This window comes from Sphingomonas sp., from assembly GCF_051962185.1.
In the GTDB taxonomy this organism is placed as follows: domain Bacteria; phylum Pseudomonadota; class Alphaproteobacteria; order Sphingomonadales; family Sphingomonadaceae; genus Sphingomonas.
Map to the genome: position 1 here is coordinate 1 of NZ_JBQCCN010000293.1, position 2234 is coordinate 2234.

The following is a 2234-nucleotide window of genomic DNA, read 5'->3' on the forward strand; positions in this document are numbered from 1 at the left end:
GTCGTTGACGGTCGTGATCTTCTCGGCGGCATCGTCCGGGATCTCGACCCCGAACTCTTCCTCGAAGGCCATCACCAGCTCGACGATGTCGAGGCTGTCGGCACCGAGATCGTCGATGAAGCTCGCCTCGGGCGTCACCGAGCTCGCCTCGACGCCCAGGTGCTCGACCACGATCTTCTTCACCCGGTCGGCAGTATCGCTCATTCGTCAGCTTCCCTCTATTGTTTCCGGAGTCCGCCCCCGGGGAGTTTCCCGAACGCACGTAGAACGCGAGGGGTGCCCGCGCAAGGGGGGCGACGATCAGGCGGCGGCGAACTCGGCCGGATAGAACTCGATTGCCGCGAGCGCGGAGAAGTAGAGCAGCACGTGGCGGCGGGCGCGCGGCTGGCCGGCCGCATTCGTCACCGCGGCGATCGCGCCCGAAGAAGCCTTTTCGATCAGGCTCTTGCGATCCTCGGTCGGCAGCGCAGCATAAGCGGCGGCGAGCCTGGCCGGGTCGAGCCCGTCGTTCCTGAGCGCCGTTTCCGCGCCCAGCCTGGTGGCGCGGGCCGGTGTGTAGGAAACCGCAGCCTGGATCGCGGACGGCGACCAATTCCCCGCCGTGCGGCAGGCGGCACGCGCCGCGATCAGCGCTTCGCGGTCGGTGTCGAGCGCGCTCGCCGGATTGCCGCCCTTGTCCGCAGCGGCGACGACGCCGTCGCCGATCCGCTGCATCGCGGTCGCGCCGAGCCTGGCCTCGATGCAGCCGATATCGCCCGACGCGGCCCAGGCGGTGCCGGGCGCGACCAGGGCTGCGGCGATCAGGAGCGCCTTCACAGCATCGCCATCCCGCCATTGACGTGGAGCGTCTGTCCGGTGACGTAGCCCGCTTCCTTCGACGCGAGATAGACCACCGCCGCGCCGATATCCTCGCCGCTGCCGAGATCGCCGGCCGGAATGCGGCCGAGCAACGCGGTCTTCTGTGCCTCGGGCAATACGTCGGTCATCGCCGAGCGGATGAAACCGGGCGCGACACAATTGACCGTGATGTTGCGGCTGGCGAGTTCCTGCGCCAGCGCCTTGGACATGCCGACGAGGCCGGCCTTGGACGCGGCGTAATTGGCCTGGCCGGGGTTGCCTGTTGCCCCAACGACCGACGTGATCGAGATGATGCGGCCGTAGCGCGCCTTCATCATCGGCTTGGCGGCGGCGCGGATCAGGCGGAAGGCGGCCTCGAGGTTGACCTTGATCACCTGCTCCCATTCCTCGTCCTTCATCCGCATCGCGAGATTGTCGCGCGTGACGCCGGCATTGTTGACCAGGATGTCGAGCTTGCCGCCGAGCGCCTCGACCGCCTGCGGCACCAGCGCGTCGACCGCGGCGCCGTCGGACAGGTCGCATTGCAGCGCTACATGATCGCCGCCGAGCGAGGCGCGGAAGGCTTCGAGCTTCTCGGCATTCGACCCCGACACCGCGAGCCGCGCCCCCTGCCCGGCCAGCGCCTGCGCGATGGCGGACCCGATCCCCCCGGACGCTCCCGTGACGAGAGCGGTCATGCCTGTGAGGTCGAACATTCTTTTGTTTCCTTATTTTGATTCACGCAAAGGCGCTAAGGCGCAAAGGGTTTATAGTTGTTGGCGATCCGCCGGAGCCCTTCCTTGAGCGTCTCGCCGCCGAAATTTATAAGCAGCCCCAAGGGCTGCTTGGTCAATCGAAGATATGTCAGCAATTGCTTGGCGTGAGCGCCGTTCAGGCGCTCAACCGACTTGATCTCAACCAGCAGCTGCTCTCCGACCAGCAAATCGATCCGGAACGCGGCATCGAAACGCAGTCCATCATAGTCGATCGCCACCGGTACCTGTCGAGCGACCTCGATACCGCGTTGCGCGAGCTTACCGGCAAGGATCATCTCGTACACGCTTTCGAGCAGACCCGGCCCCAGCTCCCGATGCATTCGCAGCGCTTCGTCGACGACGGCGGAAGCCAGAGCCTCTAGGTCCTGCAATCTTCGCGCCTCCGCGCCTTCGCGTGAATCAAAAAGACCGCGCCTCTGCGCGAAATTTAAAGAGACTGAGCCAGCGCCTCGATATCCTCCATCGAGATCACGCTCGACGCATCCACATCGGGGACGATGCGCTTGACCATCGGGGCGAGGACCTTGCCGCCGAATTCGACGAAGCGCTCGACGCCGGTGTCGGCCATGTTGAGCACCGATTCGCGCCAGCGGACCATGCCGGTGACCTGTTCGACCAGCA

At 65.8% G+C, this 2234-nt stretch carries 4 protein-coding genes and 1 pseudogene; all 5 read right to left on the reverse strand.

Annotation, left to right across the window (positions count from 1 at the left end; translation table 11 throughout):
• On the reverse strand, positions 1–204 hold a 204-nt coding region (locus ACTHJR_RS18120), incomplete at its 3' end, for an acyl carrier protein (RefSeq protein WP_440524779.1).
• Between the two features lie 96 nt (positions 205–300).
• A complete protein-coding gene (locus tag ACTHJR_RS18125) occupies positions 301–816 on the reverse strand; it encodes a hypothetical protein (RefSeq protein WP_440524780.1) in 516 nt (171 codons plus the stop codon).
• Positions 813–1553, reverse strand: a complete 741-nt coding sequence (gene fabG, locus ACTHJR_RS18130; protein WP_440524781.1) for a 3-oxoacyl-[acyl-carrier-protein] reductase — start codon at positions 1551–1553, stop codon at positions 813–815. Before fabG ends, ACTHJR_RS18125 begins: the two co-directional genes overlap by 4 nt.
• Before the next feature lie 35 nt (positions 1554–1588).
• The gene (locus ACTHJR_RS18135) at positions 1589–1984 is read right to left on the reverse strand and encodes a GxxExxY protein (RefSeq protein WP_440524783.1); all 396 of its coding nucleotides are present in this window, start codon (positions 1982–1984) and stop codon (positions 1589–1591) included.
• A 56-nt stretch (positions 1985–2040) separates the two neighbouring features.
• Positions 2041–2234 (reverse strand): annotated as a pseudogene (locus tag ACTHJR_RS18140) (malonyl CoA-acyl carrier protein transacylase); the annotation flags it as partial.

Bases quoted from the DNA above. Each gene is read 5' to 3' on its own strand.
- fabG (WP_440524781.1), bottom strand. From the start codon at position 1,553: ATGTTCGACCTCACAGGCATGACCGCTCTCGTCACGGGAGCGTCCGGG.